Annotated in this window: 12 protein-coding genes and 1 pseudogene; 3 read left to right on the plus strand and 10 right to left on the minus strand. The window is 56.9% G+C overall.

Translation table 11 applies throughout. The features are described 5' to 3' along the window. Positions 1–7: 7 nt before the first annotated feature. Entirely contained in the window at positions 8–664 is a 657-nt protein-coding gene (locus CXR29_RS13465) for a TetR/AcrR family transcriptional regulator (protein WP_241241457.1), read from the minus strand. 324 nt (positions 665–988) lie between these two features. Here CXR29_RS13465 and istA point away from each other — a divergent pair, with 324 nt between their 5' ends. Further along, a complete protein-coding gene (istA, locus tag CXR29_RS13475; protein WP_009884100.1) occupies positions 989–2,539 on the plus strand; it encodes an IS21 family transposase in 1,551 nt (516 codons plus the stop codon). Next, on the plus strand, positions 2,536–3,282 hold the full coding sequence (locus CXR29_RS13480; RefSeq protein ID WP_009883781.1) for an ATP-binding protein: 747 nt from the start codon (positions 2,536–2,538) through the stop codon (positions 3,280–3,282). The genes istA and CXR29_RS13480 overlap by 4 nt, the downstream gene beginning before the upstream one ends. Here the strand turns inward: CXR29_RS13480 and CXR29_RS17715 are convergent. The 9 genes and pseudogenes from CXR29_RS17715 to CXR29_RS18060 all read right to left on the minus strand — a co-directional run. Beyond that, positions 3,246–3,647 carry a helix-turn-helix domain-containing protein gene (locus tag CXR29_RS17715; RefSeq protein WP_338142527.1) on the minus strand — a complete coding sequence of 134 codons (402 nt, stop codon included), beginning with the start codon at positions 3,645–3,647 and terminating at the stop codon, positions 3,246–3,248. The genes CXR29_RS13480 and CXR29_RS17715 overlap by 37 nt on opposite strands. A gap of 146 nt (positions 3,648–3,793) precedes the next feature. Beyond that, complete coding sequence (locus tag CXR29_RS13490; RefSeq protein ID WP_164742826.1) at positions 3,794–5,020, minus strand: CDP-glycerol glycerophosphotransferase family protein; 1,227 nt, start codon at positions 5,018–5,020, stop codon at positions 3,794–3,796. Then, positions 5,017–6,390: a polysaccharide pyruvyl transferase family protein gene (locus tag CXR29_RS13495; RefSeq protein WP_127364790.1), complete on the minus strand. Its 1,374-nt coding sequence runs from the start codon at positions 6,388–6,390 to the stop codon at positions 5,017–5,019. Before CXR29_RS13495 ends, CXR29_RS13490 begins: the two co-directional genes overlap by 4 nt. Next, a complete protein-coding gene (locus CXR29_RS13500; RefSeq protein ID WP_127364791.1) occupies positions 6,383–10,018 on the minus strand; it encodes a CDP-glycerol glycerophosphotransferase family protein in 3,636 nt (1,211 codons plus the stop codon). Before CXR29_RS13500 ends, CXR29_RS13495 begins: the two co-directional genes overlap by 8 nt. 101 nt (positions 10,019–10,119) lie before the next feature. Then, positions 10,120–11,547, minus strand: a complete 1,428-nt coding sequence (locus CXR29_RS13505) for a bifunctional cytidylyltransferase/SDR family oxidoreductase (RefSeq protein ID WP_127364792.1) — start codon at positions 11,545–11,547, stop codon at positions 10,120–10,122. 708 nt (positions 11,548–12,255) lie between these two features. Then, on the minus strand, positions 12,256–14,046 hold the full coding sequence (locus CXR29_RS13510) for a glycosyltransferase family 2 protein (RefSeq protein WP_164742827.1): 1,791 nt from the start codon (positions 14,044–14,046) through the stop codon (positions 12,256–12,258). A 177-nt stretch (positions 14,047–14,223) separates the two neighbouring features. Further along, a complete protein-coding gene (locus CXR29_RS13515) occupies positions 14,224–16,047 on the minus strand; it encodes a glycosyltransferase (RefSeq protein ID WP_127364794.1) in 1,824 nt (607 codons plus the stop codon). Between the two features lie 122 nt (positions 16,048–16,169). Then, positions 16,170–16,370, minus strand: a complete 201-nt coding sequence (locus tag CXR29_RS13520; protein WP_127364795.1) for a hypothetical protein — start codon at positions 16,368–16,370, stop codon at positions 16,170–16,172. A 50-nt stretch (positions 16,371–16,420) separates the two neighbouring features. After that, a pseudogene (locus tag CXR29_RS18060) lies at positions 16,421–16,576 on the minus strand (hypothetical protein); the annotation flags it as partial. 94 nt (positions 16,577–16,670) lie between these two features. On the opposite strand from CXR29_RS18060, the gene CXR29_RS13525 reads away from it, so the two are divergent. Next, on the plus strand, positions 16,671–16,889 hold the full coding sequence (locus CXR29_RS13525) for a hypothetical protein (protein ID WP_127364796.1): 219 nt from the start codon (positions 16,671–16,673) through the stop codon (positions 16,887–16,889). Positions 16,890–17,413 lie beyond the last annotated feature (524 nt).

The raw sequence follows: 17,413 nt of genomic DNA on the forward strand, positions 1-17,413 counted from the left end.
CTTCTTCCTAGGACGCCGGTTCGGGTCGGCTGGCTGCGGCGACCCGGTCTGACTTCGGGTGTCGGGTGTCGTCGGTGGACGCGTCGCTGTTGAGGATGTGAGCAGCGAGGTAGTTCTCGAGCATGGTCAGTGCCTCGTCATCGGTGATGGGCATGTGCTCGGTGGTGCGGGCAACGCCGAGGCCGTCGATGAAGATCGACAGGGATTTCACCATCAGTGCGGTGTTGCCTTTCCGGATCGTTCCCGTGCGCTGGCCGCCGTCGATGACGGTGGTGATCATGTCCATCCATTCGCGGTAGACGGCGGTGAGGTTCGCACGGGCCCTTTCGTCGGTGGCTGCACGGGCCCAGCATTGGAGCCAGATCGACCACACTCTCCGGATCTTCGGGTCGACTCCGGCATGGATGCGTGCGAAGTGACGGAGCACGCCGATGGGGTCGGCGGAATCGTTGAGGTGGCGGGTCTCGGCGATGACATCGAGGGAGTGGCGCAGGGCAGCCTGCAGCAGCTGGTCTTTCGTCCGGAAGTGGTAGTTCACCGCCGAGGCGGTCATGCCGGATGCGCGGGCGACGTCGTCGGTGCGCACTTTGGCGATGCCGAGGTCGGCGTAGAGTTCCCAGGCCGCGGCGATGATTCTCACCCGGTTGCGGGTGCCTTTGGACATCCACTCCTGCGTGGGGTCAGCCGCGGGTGCGTCTGGGCTGTCGCTCTGGCCGGAAGCCGTTGGGACATCTGCGCCGTCTGTCGATACATCAGTAAGTGTCGAGCCGGCGCGAACGTTTCCAGCAGCGCTTGTGGTCCTCCCCCGCCGAGGCGACCCTGCCGGTTGAATATCCGTCTTGTTGGGGGCCGTCAATCGTGAGCTCGGGGGCCAGTTGCTTGGTCGCGTGATCGTGGGCGTCGGGACCATCTATGGCGTGTGCGGGGGCCACGAACTATAAGCTCCTTTCACCGCGTGTATTGGGCACGCGGCGAAAGGAGATTATCAATGGTACGCAAGATCAGGGCCAAGCTGGTGTTACAGCTTCGAGCCGAGGGGCTCTCGGGCAGAGCGATCGCTGGCTCCCAGGCAATGTCACGCAAATCGGTCACGCAGGTCCTCGAGGCCGCCGACGCTGCGGGACTCGGGTGGGATGATGTCAAGGACCGTGCTGACAGTGAAGTGTATGGCCTCCTGTTTCCGGGCCGCGGGGACCATCACAGCGTGTTCGCCCAACCTGACTGGAAGGCAATCCATAAGGAAATGGCCCGGGTCGGGGTGACGCTGAAGCTCCTCCATGGCGAGTACGCCGATGAGTGCGCTGCGGCTGGTGATCCGGCGATGAGTTATGACCGGTTCTGCCGCACCTATCAGCGCCACGTCCTCGTCACCGGTGCAGCTTCTCGTGTGGGACACAAAGCCGCCCAGACCATCGAGGTCGACTGGTCCGGTCCGACAATGCAACTGCACACGGGGGCAGACAAGCCGAAGACGGTCTATCTGTTCGTCGCGTGTCTGCCCTTCAGCAGGTACGCATTCGTGCACCCGAGCCTGGACATGAGTCAGGACTCGTGGCTCCGGGCGCATGTGGCGATGTTCACCGCTTTCGGCGGTTCAACACCGCGGATCGTGCCCGACAATCTCAAGACCGGAGTCATCACTCATCCTCGCGACGGTGAAATCGTGCTCAACGACGCCTATCGGGAAATGGCTGCCCACTATTCGGCTGCTGTTCTACCGGGCAGAATCAGGGCACCAAAAGACAAGGCGAGTGTTGAGAATACTGTTGGACATGTCGCCACATGGGTGATCGCAGGGCTACGTGACCGGCGGTTCACATCGCTGCCGACGTTGACGGCCGCGATCGAGGAGAGAGTCTGCGCTTATAATGCTGAACCTTTCCAGAAGCGGCCCGGATCCAGGCTCAGTGTCTTCACCACGGAGGAGGAACCGCTGTTGACACCGCTGCCGCAGGTGGCCTACGAGATCAGTCAGTGGATCTATGGGCGGCGTGTGGCCAGGAACGGGCATGTGAGCTGGGCGCGCAACTATTACTCGGTGCCGTTTGAGCACATCGGATCCAAAGTCGATCTGCGCATCACCGACCGCAGCCTCGAAGTCTACCGCGGGGACCAGCGAGTCACGACTCACCTGCTGCTGCCAGAGACTGCGGTCAATGAGTATCGCACGAATGATGCTGACCTTCCTGCTGGGGACAGATACCAGCAGTGGGACGCGGCCCGGATACGCCAATGGGCCGAGAGGATCGGGGCGTCGACGCTGGTCGTCATCAATCGCATCTTCGAGTCCGTAGCCATCGACGAGCAAGGGGTCAACCCGGCGTTGGCGGTGTTGAGACTCTCTCGCCGCTACTCTGCCGACCGGGTCGAAGCCGCTTGCCGGATTACGCTGGCGGGGCCGGTGCGGTCGCCACGGTATGCGCATGTGCAACCGCTCCTTGCCACCGGTCAGGACCAGACCAGACCCGCCCGGACCGAACCTGTCGAGCACGGCGGCTACGTCCGCGGTGCCTCCTACTATGCAGGAGGGACTCGGTGACTTCGATCGATACAGAGACCAAGCGCAAACTGCGCGAAATGGGCGCGATGGCCCTGCTGGAGGCACTCGAGGCCCAAGACGAGGATCTGACCATGGGAATGAGCTTCGACGAACGGTTGCGACTGGTCGTCGATGAAGCCCATTCGGTATTCAATCACGCCAAAATCGAGGGACTCATCCGCAGGGCCGGGTTGCGCTACCCGGCAGCCGACCTGCGTCAACTCGATAGGGTCGATGAACGCGGCCTGGATCGGAACGTGATCGCCCAGCTGGGGACCTGCAGTTTCATCGAGCGGGGCCAGAACGTCGTGTTCCAAGGGTTCACCGGTTCCGGGAAATCGTACCTGGGGTGCGCCTTGGCCAAACGGGCCTGCCAGCACCGGATCCGTGCGCACTATATTCGCATGCCTGATCTTGAAGAAGCTTGGGCGCAGGCGTTGGACAAACCGATGGGCACGACGAAGTTCTTGAAGAAGTACGCCGCGTTCAGCGTTCTCGTGATAGACGAATGGTTGCTCGATCATCCGGATGAGTCGATGCGCAGCATGCTGTTGGAACTGCTCGAACGCCGCTACGACTGTGCGTCGACGGTGTTCTGCACCCAGTATGCGAAGAAGGACTGGCATCAACGACTCGGATCCGGAGTCCACGCGGATGCGATCATGGACCGGATCGTGCACAACACGGTCTGGGTCGAGACCGGCAGTCACAACATGAGAGAACATGCTGCTTTGAACCCGTGACGATGAGCTGATGGGCGGCCAGTGGCCCCGAGGTCCACGGCTGCTGGCCCCCACAGGCAATATCGGTGGTCCCCAACCGCACGATCGGGTGGTCCCCAAAGCTTCAAATACTCAGCCGGTCTCCCGGTCGTGATCCAATCGGTGCTGACCTCGGTGAGTTCGGCGATACGTGAGATCTCTTCGACCCGGAACTTCCGTGTTCCAGCCAGAGATTTCGAGAGTTTGCTGGCATCGAGCCCTATCCGTCGGGCGACTTCGCTGTGGTTGATTCCGGCATTTTTAATGGCGTCACGGACACGGGCGACCAGAGATACCTGTGTGCTGACAGCACCCTTACTTTCTGTGACCACCCGTACAGTCTGCACAAAAATTGCGATTTTGGCAAGAGTTACTCATATCGTGAGTAGTCAATCGTCACCAAGTTGAGATATAACGAGGTCAGTTCTCTCCTCCAGTCGCGGCCGTCCTGTGCCGCGCCACGGAGTTCGAATTGGACCAGTACCCGATCGAACTATGCTCTCTTGGCTTCGAATCGTTCGCTGATGGCGCTTTCGATGGCTTTGATGAATCTGGCGGTTGACTGATCGCTTGCAGGCTCACCGAAGTAGTGAGCTTTCAGCTTCTCCCGTGCGGCAAGAGCAGATTCGTCCGTTCTCGAGTTCTCAAGAAGGCGAGGAAGATCTGGAATTGTGTCAGAGGTGATTTCGGCCAGCTCGGCGCCGATGGGAGACAGCGACCTCATCTTCTCTCTGTCGTTATGCCGGTCTGTCAGCAGCAGTGCCTTGCTCGGGTGCAAGTAGAGGAAATCCAGACCGACGCTGGACACATCGGTGATCAGCGCATCTGCGTCCTCGAAAAGGTCGAAAAGCCGGTGGTGGAGCGCTGTCACATGGCCTCCACGGCTTGCGCCCGCACGCGACAGAAGCGTTCGGATTTCTTCGTCTGCACGTTGGACCGCGGATGCCCCCATCTCCGCCATCCGGGGATGGGGTCGATAGACCACTCGGGCGCCAGACTCCAACAGAGTGCGTACGATATCGGGGCCGAAAATGTCGACCGACGTGAAGTTGTTCCCTTCGTTCTCTCCTTGCCAAGTGGGAGCATAGAGCACAGTCAGCCGGTCGTCCGGCGGGAGGACAGGCGTGAAGTCACCGTCCAACGGCGGCCGCCCGATCAGCTCCATTCTGCTTCGGTCGAATCCCCAGAGAGCCCTCAGGCACCGTTCCTCTGCTGCCCGGCCGGCTACGAATACCTTGTCGTAAGCCTTCAATTGGTTCGAGATCGAACTGATCTTATCGCTCTCCCCGTGATCGACGTGTACGTGAATGATCGATGGCTCAGCTATCGATTGAAAATTCCGCATGCTGTTGTTCACGTAGATCGCCAACTTGTAGTCTGTTTCCGCGTACAGGTCGGTGAGATCAGGTTGCGTCTCTGCCAGCACCAGCGGAAGCCCTGTGACTCTCTTGATCGCCGCAAAAGACTCCGCATTCCGCAGGACGAGGGCAACCGGGCGATTCTGGTCGAGATGCTCCAGTGCCGGCAGCCATTGCTCCAATTGGTACAGCTTGTCGGGGCTGTCACCGAAATAGGCGATGACCTCCGCCGACCGGCCCGAACCATGCGTATGGATACCAGTCCGACGGGCGGGACCGCTGTCACTGATCAGAGATTTGAGATAACCGCCAGCGCTGGAGTCCAGCAGGGCTCTTACTGCTCGTCGAAGTCGTTTCTTCATCTGCGCAGCCCGATTTTGCGTTTGGCTCGGCTTCGCCATGTGCCGAACAGTTTCCGTGCCTCGGCTTCAAAGGAGAAATCAGCGATGTGCTTTTCCAATCCAGCGACACGCGCTTCGAGCGCGGTCTGATCCCGGTGCAGTGTGCGGACTCGATCCAGAATTGCGGCTCTGCCGTCACGTCCAGCGGCATAGAGCGTAGTCACCATCTCCGGCAATTCGGCCTCAGCCAGTTTTCTGTCGAATTCCGTCGTCGCATCAGCTTCGGCCAGAACGTGGTCGAGTCCATTCTTCTCCAGGAAACTGGCCAGGACTCTCTGGATTTCGGGCACTCGTGCGTTGTATTCCGAATAGTCCGTCTGCTCGTACAGCTGTTTCGCATCGGTTTCCGAGCTCAGCTCGGTCACCTTCAGATGCGGAATCGCATGATATTCGGCGAGTTCGAGAGTGCGAGAGTCGTGGGCCAGCAGCATAGTCGGAACCCCGGCCAGAATGCCTGCGATGGACCCGTGGATGCGACTGCCGAAAACGAAGTCGAAGTCGGTGAGGTACTCGACCCAGGTTCGGGGATCGAGCGGGAACCTCATACGGTCCTCGGTATACAGCGGGTGAGCGACGTGAGTTGGGTTCCACCGATTCTTCGGATTCGAACGGTTCTCTCCCCAGACCATCATGTTCAGATCTTTGAGATTCTGCGGTATATAGGTGAGGTTCTGATATTGCTTCGTGTGCGAAGCGACTATGCTATTGAGTTTTCTGACGTAAGGCGAGATCGTCATTGCAATCTTCGAGCCATCGGTAATGGATGGAGTTGCCTTCTCGACAGGCCGCGGATATCCGTTCATGAACACGGAGGGACAACCTATGACATCGACCTGATCATCACCGAACCCCAGCGAACCGAGGAATTCCGCGGTCCTCGCCCCACGCACACCGACACTGGCCGAACGGTCGAGCACCGCTGTCATGAAGGCCTGGACGTCTCGGCTGAGCTCATCATCCGAAGATCCGCCGTCAAGGCTGTGCTGACTGCCGACACCGATGACGGTGACCGGAGTTTTCAGCCTTCGAACGACTTTGGTCAGTCGTCTGAGTGCCGGTCTGAACGCCGGACGAAACGCGTTGGCCAGCGGGATGACGAAGTGGTCGAAGGATTCGTTTACCCAGGCAGCATAATCTGCTGCGTTCTTCTTCCTGTGACTCGCATAGCGGTCGGGGGTGATCGACGCGTCAGGTGCCGAGAGCATGCGATAGACGGACTGGCCGAACAGAAGATTCCCCGAGTTGTTCGCGATTGTGTTCGACTTCAGCACGTCAGGCGCCGAAACGGGCTCCCAGGGCTCTTTGGAGGCGCGAAGCAGAATATCAGTCATTGTTACGGTCCTGTTCTCCACTCGATAGATCGTCGTCTCTGTGCCGTTGCTGTCCCACTTCGATCACCTGTCTCGCGGCTGCGAGAAACGCGTCAGAATATGTCTCAGCATGGAAATCTCCGAGGTAATACTTCCGCATTGTGTTGCGCTCAGCAGCCTTGACGTCGTCGATGAGCAAACCGTCGATTACTTCCGAGAGGTTCGATAGGTCTTCTTCGAGGACGTAAGCCGCCTTGGCCGCTGGTACCTCGTTGAGCAGGGCGGTCCTGGTACGAGAAACGGAAACGACCGACAGCGGCTTTCCTGATTGCAGGTAGTCGGTGACAACTGCCGAGACATCCGAAATCATGGCCTCCGATGCGTTGAAGCAGTCGTCGGTGGTCATCTCCTTTTCTGCGATATCGCCCCACAGATGCTGTCGCCCGCTGACCTCCGCATCGGCTGCGAGAATGCTCTGGATCTCGTAGATGTGTTTCTTGGCGTTCTCATACCTGTAGTTGAGGGGGTGCGCCCGGAAGATGACAGTGCAGCCTCTGCCGATGAGCTCCCGTACGATTTCAGCACCGAATGGCAGCGAATACAGTTCCGAATCCTCGTATGCGCCCTTCCACGTCGGCGCATAGAGCACCGTTTTGCCTGTGCTCTGTGCAGCAGAAGATCGTTCCGTGAACCGGATCTGGTCGACCTGGGGGCGCCCGACGATCTCGAACTTTTCACGCGGGATTCGGACGCCGTGCCGTTCATAGCGGTCGATTCCCGCCTGGCCTGCCGTGAAGATGACGTCATAGATCGCATGCACTGGATTGAAGCAGGCAGGCTTCTCGGAGTCACCATGGTTGAGCCAGACGTGCTTCATCTCTCGACGTTCGATGAAATGGGTGTTCTTACCCGCGTTGTTGACGTAGAAAGCCGCGCCGACCGAAGGGGTGATCACGTCCTCGAGGCTGCGCAAGGTCGGGCGGTAGATCACCGGAGCCTCCGTCATCTGCCCCGCTGTCCTCATCATTTTCAGGCTGCGGGTGACGATGATGAACCTCTTGCCGATCCGCTCGAGGTATGGCAACCACATACCAAGCTGATAGCCGATGCCGACGTTCGAGCCGAAGTAGACCACGAACTCGGCGTCATAGTCGCGCAGGATTTCATTCAGACGGTTGTCCAGTTCAAGACTGCGCATCCCTCGTCGGAGGCCGGATGCAAACAGAACTGTCGCAAGGAGTGCCGGGGCAAGGGAAAGAACCAGCAAGGCGAACTCGAGGATGCCGAAGTTCGCCAGCAGCCAGCCCACGGTGATCACAATCGCGTTGGACACAGCAACCATTCCGCGTCCGATCGGCTGGAAACCACGCGTCTCCGCTTTCGGCAGGTTTCGTGCTTCGAGTCCGGTCACTTTCCACGACTTGGACAGGCTGGATTCCATGACGATCGTGACGACCAGGATGACGGCTGCCGTGATGACGGCCCAGTTCATCCCGTATTCGACGGTCCAGAAAGCTGCGAGCGTCGTTGCGGCCAGTGCTCTTGCAGAATTGCTCGCACGAAGAATCCCCGCCAGCCGGCTCTTCGATTTCAGGCTGCGCCGATGGACGAACAGGAAGCCCAGACCGACCAGCATGCCCGCGAGACACACATAGAACACAGGGACGCTGGCCGCCGCCAGGATGAATGTCAGTGATGCAAATCCTGCCGGGATGAGGGTCCGTCCACCGAGCTTCCGATAGATCAGGGACAGGGTGGCCAACGGCGTTTTGGTGTCGGACAGATCCGCATCTGTTTCGGGCACGTCGGTGTCGCCTCCGCCGATGGCTGACGACTCCGCGCGAGCATCCGCACTGCCGTCAGGCTCTATCTCGCTATCGGCATCATCAGCGTCATCGCCTGGCTCATCGACCTCAGTTATGTCGTTGTCACGCGCTGTGACCATCCGGGCCGCCGTCGAAACGAAATTCTCAGCGTATCCCTCGTCAGGAAAGTCACCCAAGTAGAAGCTTCGATACTGCAGTCGATTTTGCCGATCAGGGTCAGCCGCCAGGATCGCGTCAAGCACCTCATCGAGGTTGCTGAGGTCTCCGTTGAGGACATAGGAGGCACGGGCGATGGGATACTCTTCAATGAAGTCCTCGCCCTGAGCACTCACCGCAGTCATTGCAAACGGTTTGCCGGAATACAAGTAGTCGGACACCACACTCGAAACGTCGGAGATCATAGCGTCGGACAGATTCATACATTCGATGACGTCCAAGCTCTTTTCAGCCGCTTCACCGAACACGTGCTGACGACCGCTCCGTGCCCGGTCGTCGTCGAGGATCTCCTGGATCTGCCGAATGGTTTCCGCATCCTCTGCGAATTCGTAGCTGAAGGGGTGAGGGCGGAAGACCACAGTCTTTCCACGTTTCACCAGTTCGGCAATCATCTGCGGAGCAACCGGCAGCGAGTGGAGCATCGTCTCATCGACGTGTCCGCGCCAGGTCGGGGCATAGAGCACCGTTGAGCACCCGGACGCGGGCAACGCGGTCGTCACATCGACTGTCTCCAGCTGCGGTCGTCCCACAATCTCGAATTTCTCACTCGAGATCGTCACTCCGTGCGCAGCATACCGCTCTGTGGCTGCCTGGCCCGCGGCAAAGATGCGATCATACATTGCATGAGTCGGGTTGTACGACGGCGGCTTGTCCGAGTCTCCATGTCCTAGGTACACGTGCGTGTATTCCTGGTGACGGATCATCTCACCGTTGCGAGACGACGCGTTGACGTAGAACACAGCGCCCAGTGAAGGAACCAACGTCTTCTCAAGGTCTGCCGATTTCGGGCAAGTGATGATTGGGACGTCTGTCAGCTCTGCGAGTGCTTTTGCCGGCACATTGTTTCGTGTGATGATAGCGAGTCGCATCCCGGTGCGCTTCAGATAGGGCAACCACATCATCACTTGGTATGACGCGTCGTCCGGTCGCGAAGTGTAGACGTAGAACTCTGGTTCGTACGCTCTGATGGCGTCGTGCAGGCCTGATTTTGCGTCCGCGTTCTTGCGAATCCTGATGTAAGCGGCGCCAGCCAAAATCAGATAGAGAGCGTCAAGGGCCAAAGCCACCAATAACCATGGCAAGGGCCCAATGCCACTCCAGGCAATTACCGCACCCACGAAGATGACGCTCTCACTCGCGGTCAGCAGCGGCCTGTCGTAACCTTTCAATGGAGGGTAGGTGCGCACGCCTGGAAGCCCGGCGACGAACGTCTCTTTTTTGTTGGTTCCTTTTGCCAGCAGACTTTCGAAGAAAATGGGGCCAGCGACTGCGACTCCGGCAATAGCGCCCAGCAATCCATCATCGGAGCTCGTCGTAGCAAACGCTGTACCGACTGCGAATACCAGCAACACTCTGACGACCGCACGGTGGCCCAATCGCGAGCGCTTCTTCCAAAGCCGGAACGTATCCCATGCGGTGACTGCCAGGACGCCGGCGGCGAACAGAGATGACGCACCGTTCGCCAGTGCAATGAATACGATAGCCAGCGCCAGCAATGCCAAAGCTCCGTACGATGCGAGCGAGGCCAGCGTGCCTCTCAGGAAAGCCCTGGCCGGTCCGTTGTCAGCCTGAAGTTCCGGCGATGACGCGGATTCGGTATCTGCCACTGTGTTCTACCCTGCCTGGTTCTCTGTTCTCGGCCGGAGACGTCCCAGGGCAATGAGTCCGAAATCTCCTGCCGCCGGATTTGCCTTCTACTTGAATGTTGTCAGTCGAGATGGTCTGCATAGCCTGCGAGTGGGTCCTCGCGGCGGACGTCGATCACGTGTCCCGTCTTATTGGCCACCATCACCTCGAGCGAGGCTCTGGCCACGGTCTTCGACTCCAAGAGCGAATCGGGGTCTTCCTCACCGAAAGCTTTGGTTCTCATCGGGGTACCAGTTCTTTCGGGATTTACGCAGTTGACCCGAACTTTTTCGTTAGCCCACTCGTCTGCCAAAGCTTGAGTGAGATTCACCGTCGCTGCCTTCGCGGAGCTGTAAAGGCTGTAGCTCCCACGGCCGCGCGTGTAGGAACTCGAAGTGAAGAGCAAGAGTGATCCTTGGGTCTTGACCAGTTCCGGGTAAAAGGTCTGCGCCAGCAAGATCGGGCCAATGTAGTTGATCTCGGTCGCCTCATAGATCGTATCGTCACTCGTGTCTTCCAGACGAGCAAGAGGCAGCACGCCTGCCGTATTGACGACATAGTCGATACGACCTGTTTCTTTCAGGACCTCTTCTCGAGCAGCAACAAGATCATCGCGGCTATTGATGTGAGTCTTGGTCATCGATCGAGAGAACGACTTCACGGTCGCCCCGAGCTCGCTTGCCAAGGCAGCAATATCTGCGCCTATGCCGTATGAACCGCCGAAGACGGCCATTGTCTTGCCGGAGAGAGCGGCCTTCAGCTTTTCTTCTGTCGCCGCATGCTCATTTCGCGCCGGTAACTGGAACAGCTTGTCCGCAATGTAGATATCAATCGGCTCGGTGACTTTCATATTGCTGTCATCACCCGTGACGACCGCAACGGGAACGTCCGGAGTATATCTGAGCACGACCGTACAGTCGTCAGTGGCCTCAAAGTTCTCGTCCTGGTTCGCAAGCTCATAGGCACGCTGAATCGCCGAGAGCTTGAAGGCCTGGGGAGTCTGACCGCGACGCAGATTAGCGCGTGGAGGCACATCCTTGATCACGGGATACGCACCGGTTCCCTGCTCGACCTCAATGATCGTATCTGCCGACGGTATGGCAACATCGACAGCTTCGTTCGACTCCAAAGCGAGAACGACGTCGTTGATGATTGAGGGCGCAAGCAATGGCCGAACTGCGTCATGCAGGATGACGTTGCAATCTTCATATTTTTCCGCGATCGCGTTGAGTGCCACCTGAGTCGTGTCGTTACGCGTCCCCGAACCTTCAAGAACCGAACTCACTTTCTTGAACTGGTTCTTCCGCACGATCTCGTGGACTTTGTCAAGATGCCCACGCGCCATAAGGACGATGATTTCGTCGATCAGCGGATGCTCATCAAAGACGGCCAGCGTATGTTCCATGATCGGACGCCCCGCAATCTTGATCAGTTGCTTGGGCGTGTCAAGACCGATTCTGGTGCCGACTCCCCCCGCGAGGATGACCGCAATATTGCGTACTCTATCCAAAGATCTACTCCCAGCTGACTCGACTCTGGCTGTCCGCAGTCGCACCAACAGCCTTAAACACTCTACCAGCGCGGAATTCACCGGACATTCATCCGCCAGCCATACTGACAAGATGGTTGCCCAGAAGCGCGGCAACAACCGTTTGCACAGAGGCAGCTTTCGGTAGCACCTGTGTAACGAAGTGGTGTGTAACCTCGTGACATCGTGGACACTGAATCTCACCGCTTCGGTGACAATCGATCTCAGAGCTTTGTATGTCCTGTCTCAGTCCACAGCTGCTACCGAATGCACCCTCCCTACAACCGTTTACCGAGGTGGTGCGCAACGTCAGTGCATCGTCGACATTGAAACTCACCTTGCCCAGGACGAACAGTCTGAGAACATTGCACGCCACTCCCAGCCCTGCTAGCCACCAGTACCCGATTCGCTACACTGAAAATCGGGCAACCTACTATTGGTTCGCAGCGGATGTTGGACCGAACGCGCTCGATCGATTGCAGCAACCGAGTTCGCGACATTGAGTCCAGGCCCAGATAGCCATTCGAATGCGTCCAAATTCGCGCATTCCTGCAACCGACACATTTCACTCACGTTGTCCGAAAGGCGTTTACGCAAAAACCAGACACAACACCTGGGCATTGCGCTCGAGGCCTATTCGCTTCGGCACCAGCTTCACTCCACATACCGCTCTATCTCGGGCGATCCGGGCTAACCCACCCAGTCGCTTAAGTCGAGCACCAGATCTGCAGCACTACGTTCGATTTTCAGGACTAGCTCGAAACCACCTTTAAGTTTTGATTTTGGAATCGCAATTCCGGCCACCCTTGGTGTGAATTTCTGAAATTCCACAGGACGACTCTTCCCTGTCTTAGAACTACGAATATTGACACTTTCGATATTTCGATTCTCGCCACTTATGGCAATAACCGAAAGGCGACCGACATCCATTACCGAAACGATTTTGGGCTTCACACCTAAAGCTAGCTCTGGAATTGGTCGTGTCGGACCCATATCTACGGACAGGTTTCCAAATTTCGTAAAGTACATGACCCCATAAGTTGGGTCACCGAATAACTGGCCACCAGTGTCTAAAGACGGATTGAGCGATGTTCCGATTCTCGTCCGAAATGTCGAACCTCCCCACCTGGCCTCCACAAAGGAGTCCCACTCTCCGGAAATATTGAGCGATTTTAGATCGACTGTGGACAGCACCGCGGACCCGCCTGAAGAAACAGAGCCGACACTTCGAGCAATAGGACTATCTCCTATGCGTTCAACACCTTTCTCCCGATGCCGCCAAACTACCAAGGTCTCGTCCGCAGCGCGGTCCAGGCCAGGCACAAACATTTGCCCCGCGACACACACTAGGTCGCGCTCACCTTCCGCTTTAGTCAGTTGAAACTGCGGCTTTACTCTGATGTTAGTCACCAACGACCCGTCCAGAGGCTTATAGCACAATGAAGCACTCTCTGGGTCGAAGTCGAGCGGAAGGTCGGTGCTTTCGTGCAACTCCCGGCTCACATGCTCGAGACTGGCCACGTCGCCCCTGACAACTAGATCAAGCAGAATTTGCCCTTGGGCATCCGCACGCTTTCGCAGCCCGTCCGTCCAAAGTGGTTTGAGACCTCTGCTTGCGCTATTCACCATTTCGCGGCGCTCGATCCGAGAAGTACCGTCAGTGAACATCGCTCCAAAAGTGCTTCTGAGTCCATACTTTCCGATGGTGGAGCGCTCGAGAAGGAGGTTGCGACGCTCTTCTGTGAGTTGAGGATAGTTGCCTAGCAAATCTATCACGTTCAAGTTTTTTGCCAAGCTGTCAAGAGCATTCTGCTTTTGACTGGTCGCGTTTGTGCCGTCATTTCGAGCGCGTAGCCAGTAGTATATCTTGTCGCTGAGAATAGAAACATTAGGACTATTTAGATAGGAAGCTAAGACAAACGGCTGATCTTCACCTATAAGATAGCCCAAAGGAAATCTAATATGGTTATTTTCCAAAATTTTACGTCGAAACAATTTCATAGGTCCAAGCGTTGTGTACGCTTTCGAATCGATGAAGTCGACTCCGAATTGCGATCGCTTGAACGCTCGCGTGGGTACCGGAGTTCCCCTATCGCCGTCGCCATAGAGTCCAAGTTTACATAGGACCACTCCCGATTCTGACTGATCGGCAACGGTGACCACGCGCTCAAGAGTGTCAGGTTCAAGCTTGTCATCGGCATCGAGGAAAAACACGTATCGCCCTGTCGCACGATCCAGCGCGGTGTTCCTGGGAAAAGCCGCCGACCCGCTGTTCTCTATCGACAGCAGAGTCATGTTGTCAATTTCTTTATCCAATTCACTCAATATAGTGAGACTTGAATCCGTAGAACCGTCGTTAACAACAATTAATTCAATTCTATTGGAATCAAGTGTCTGCGCAACTACCGAGCGAAGGGATTCTTCAATATATTTTTCACAATTGTAGACAGGAACAATGACTGTCACATCCGGTGAATTCACACTTCTATTATCCATAACCAATTCCGAACGTTGAGTATTTGCCATTACAGCGTCCCCTGACCACTATCGTTTTTAATTTTAGTCTAATATGATTATCTATTTCTATTGATCTAAGTTCTTGCAAATCCATGCAAAATTTTAATGCCCCAGCAAGTGCTCCGTGAGGCCGGGCTTATTTTAACGCTCGAGGAACGGAACGTGGTATCGCAAGCTCAAGTTAGCATTCGACGTTGCATAAGGCTCCACCCGCGCAGCGACGGAGGGCAGGCTGAGGGCAGCTGCTTGTATCCGTAACCGTATGGGATAGCCTCCTCTGCGGACATCAACGAAGAGATCAAACACGTTGTCCTCGTCGCTTTCGAGGCGGCTAATAGGAATGTTGCCCTGAACCAAAGTCGACCTTTCTCCTTCAATTCTCTCAGCCGGAATCCGTCCGTAGAGGTCCGAGATACGCGACTTCCATGTAAACGCAGCCCACTCATCAAGTTCTGAAAGATTGGTGACTTCGACTCTCATGTGAATACTGTCCGTGCCGACTGTAGCCCGCACTGCTTGCGCGTAGCCTTTCGAGGCCACCGGGGCAGGCTTGGAATCGATAGCTTCCTGCAGGACTTTGCCCCAGTCGCCCACGATCTTCTTGGGAAGATAATCTTTCGCTTTATTGACCGCGTTTCTGCGCATCATCGCAAGAGTTTCGTCATCAAGTTTAGTTACGTGATCGATCATCCCGGCCAGTGCCTTCACATCGCCTCCCGGAACCAGGAACCCGTCTACACCATGCTCAATGATTGAAGACGGACCGTACCTCACGTCATAAGCAATCGGGATACAACCGGCAGCCATGCTTTCGAGAAGGACTATTCCTTGGCCCTCGAAGAGACTCGGGAGCAAACTAAATGAGGCATCTATGAAACGCTCACGGGCCCGCCGATCGTAACCTCTCAACACGACTCGGTCGCCAGCGTCACTGAATTCTATGAGGTCTCGCAACTCCTGCTCATATTCTTCTCTGTGCGCAAACCCGTAGACATCAATCGACGCGGAAGCAGACATGGCTATCGCCTTAATCGTGTGATCTACGCGCTTCTCCTCGGCGAGGCGACTGACCTGTATCCCGAGTGATTTTGGTCGCGGGCGAATCTCGTCAAGGACTTCGCCCTGGTACATGTTCGACAGAATTTTGAGATTGCCGGGATCTAGTTGCGCTCTAGCGATGTCTTCTCTTTGATCCTCGGTCAGAACCCCGAGTACATCCCACCTGTCCGAGTTGATGACAATATTTTTCCATTTCGGATTGAGAGGACCATCAGTCTTGGTTCGCTCTGGATCGAGGTGGAAGGTATGCAACATCTGAACCTTGACGACGTTGTCTCGGTCGTACCACCGAGTTCGGCTGCCGATACCTCGCGTGTCCGTAATCAGTACGGATAGATCACTGCCTATCACTGCGTCGAGCCACGAAAAATAGAACTCGGAGAGGTTCGTCCATTGGCCGACTGGTTCTCCTTTGGACGTAAATAGGGTGATCCGGCGGGTCGGTCTCCCATCAATTCGAAGGTCGTGCTGGTCGCTGACGACGATTGAACCGTCACTTCGGAAGTGGTCCGTGCGGACGACTTTCCCTACACGATTAGTACGTTCAGCACGATACGCGCCATTCTTTGGTTCAAGGAATGGGCCGTGAAGTTCTCCCTGTGGCGAAGTGATCTGGCACGGATACTTGCGAAGCCTCCTGTCTGGCATCTCCCTCAGCTCGTGCCACACATTTCTGATTGAGACGAGCTTTGAGAAGCGGCCCTCCGCATGAAATTGCGCGGCGCGCTGTTTGGGATCCAGGTTCGGATCCGCCGTCAGGAAGACCATCCGCCGGTTCCCATGCCCAGCGAAAGCGTTTGTCCGCTCGATGGCGGAGTTGGTAATACCACCGAACTGGTCCCCGAACCCCCACTCGAAAGTGTAAATCGGCACGTCAGGAAGAATGGGGGATGGTTTGCGGAACATTCAATCTCCAGGAAGTAACTACGATTGCGAACGGCCGTTGCTACCTTACCGGCATGTTACGTTCCCCGGATGAGTACGCGCAGGTAGAAACTCAAACTTTATCTGCAGACATTGCGCGCTATCTAAGCGCGTCTGAGAACGGTTCCATTCGTCGTGATCGTTCCGTACTTCCGCAGACACTCCTCGATGCTCGACACCGAACGTCCCAACGCTTCGGCCAGTTCCGCAACCGTGAGGTCGGTGCGTCCGGTCGCGAAGTCGATGTCGTCTCGCGTCCACAGCTGCCACAGGTTCGCCGCCCTCGCATCTTCCCGACACCCCATTCGCGCAGCCACCGGCTCGCGGTCGACATGCTCACACCGACCGCAACTGCAGTGTCGGCGATACTCTCGACGGCCTCAGGCCGTCGGGCGATCTCGTTACGAAGCCGCTCTTTGTCCTCAGCGCTCGCGCAACCACGCACGGAAGCTATAGGGCTAACGCACACCCGATACCGAGCATAGCAGTGCTTGCACAGTCCACGCGCCACCGCGTCCCGGTCGCATCACACTACTGCGCACGTGCTCATGTTGGGCTCATCGTCGAGTGCATAGCAACAGAGTATCGGATGCATAATAGAGTTCATGATCGAATCTGAGGACTACAGCACAGCGACCTGGCGGTACTGGCAGAAGATCCACAACGATGCCGGTGCCCGCCCGTCGTTCCAGAATCGCCCACCGGTGCAGGTGCGCTCTCGCCTCCTGTTCGAGCGGGACGGTGAAGTCTGGCTCGACGGGACGGCGACGCGGCTCGGGTTCGAGGGTGCGATCTTCGTGGAGCTCAACGACCGGCGCTGCTAAGCGATCGGTCCTCAACGTGCGTTCTGTCCTGATGCTTTTGCACGACGTCGCTTCAGCTTGCGAGCAGTAGCAGGGCTAGCGCGGGACAGACTACCCGTTCCCCGGCCAGTTACCCATGTAACGGCGCAAGACTCCGTTTCGCATTCCAGTGAGCGCGACCGAGCCAGGGAACTCTCACACCTCTGCGGATTCGTCCTTAGCCCTACGCGCTTCACTGTCGCCATCGATGTCGGCATGGTGGAACCATTTCGCGATGGAATCTCGGTGATCGCCGACAGTCCTCTGTCTCAGGGCGAGCGTGGACTTTTTTCGCCACGGTTCAATTCCAAGCGAACCCCGTCGTATTGAGACCCTCTGACGGCGGTGTGAGGCCGGTCATTCCAGACTTGTCAGTGAACAATCCAAGTCAGATGCATCGAAAACTGTTCTGCATCAGTCGCCTTTTGTTGCTGGGCACATAGTACGTTCACCAGGTTTCCGAATCGTGCCCTATCTAGAGACGGGTATGCCTGTCCCGATCTTTG

It is taken from the genome of Brevibacterium linens (genome assembly GCF_003999335.1).
Lineage (GTDB): Bacteria > Actinomycetota > Actinomycetes > Actinomycetales > Brevibacteriaceae > Brevibacterium > Brevibacterium linens.

Bases quoted from the DNA above. Each gene is read 5' to 3' on its own strand.
- CXR29_RS13515 (WP_127364794.1), bottom strand. From the start codon at position 16,047: ATGTTCCGCAAACCATCCCCCATTCTTCCTGACGTGCCGATTTACACT.
- CXR29_RS13490 (WP_164742826.1), bottom strand. From the start codon at position 5,020: ATGAAGAAACGACTTCGACGAGCAGTAAGAGCCCTGCTGGACTCCAGC.
- CXR29_RS13465 (WP_241241457.1), bottom strand. From the start codon at position 664: ATGTCCAAAGGCACCCGCAACCGGGTGAGAATCATCGCCGCGGCCTGG.
- CXR29_RS13520 (WP_127364795.1), bottom strand. From the start codon at position 16,370: ATGGGGTGTCGGGAAGATGCGAGGGCGGCGAACCTGTGGCAGCTGTGG.
- istA (WP_009884100.1), top strand. From the start codon at position 989: ATGGTACGCAAGATCAGGGCCAAGCTGGTGTTACAGCTTCGAGCCGAG.
- CXR29_RS13495 (WP_127364790.1), bottom strand. From the start codon at position 6,390: ATGACTGATATTCTGCTTCGCGCCTCCAAAGAGCCCTGGGAGCCCGTT.
- CXR29_RS13525 (WP_127364796.1), top strand. From the start codon at position 16,671: ATGATCGAATCTGAGGACTACAGCACAGCGACCTGGCGGTACTGGCAG.